Below are 633 nucleotides of genomic sequence, written 5' to 3' on the forward strand. Positions count from 1 at the left end.
CGCGGCCGTCGCCGGCGCCCGGCGCAGCCCGCGACGGCTGCTGCTGACCGGGCTCGCCGTGCTGGTGGCGACGGTGTTCGCCGCCGGCGCGGTGATCCTCACCGCGACCCTGCGCGGCGAGGTCACCGGCAGCCTGTCCTCGGTGCCCGCCGGAGCGGCGTACAGCCTCGAGACCGGCGGTCCGTCCGACGGCGCGGACCCCGCCGCGGTCGTCGACCGGCTGCGGGCGGTTCCCGGGGTCGACGCGGTGTCGGAGTCGCGCTCCGGGCCCTCCTCGGTCGAGGCGGGTGCCGCGAGCGGCAGCTGGACGCTCTCCACCGACCCGATGACCGGGCCGCTGAGCACCCTGGACCCGCTGACGGCGGGCCGGCTGCCGTCGGGGCCCGGTGAGGTGCTGGTCGGCGCGGGCACCGCGGAGCGCACCGGTCTCGCACCCGGCGCGCTCGTCGGCATCGGCGGCCGGACGCTGACCGTCACCGGGGTCGTGCCGCTGCGCTCCGGGAACGGGAACGCACTGGTGGTGCCCGACGGCGACCCGGCCGCGACCGCGCTGTACGGCGGCCGGATCGCCGTCGCGGGCTCCCCGGACCCGGCCGCGCTGGCCGCCGTGCCGGGGGTCGGCGCGGTGGCGAC

General features: G+C 79.9%; 1 protein-coding gene. It reads left to right on the forward strand.

The genetic code is table 11. From position 1 onward, the window contains the following. A partial coding sequence (locus tag GTW08_RS17720) for an ABC transporter permease (RefSeq protein ID WP_275938990.1) occupies positions 1-633 on the forward strand: 633 nt, incomplete at both ends.

Origin of the sequence: Pseudonocardia sp. SID8383, assembly GCF_009864975.1 — a bacterium.
GTDB classification, from domain to species: domain Bacteria; phylum Actinomycetota; class Actinomycetes; order Mycobacteriales; family Pseudonocardiaceae; genus Pseudonocardia; species Pseudonocardia alni.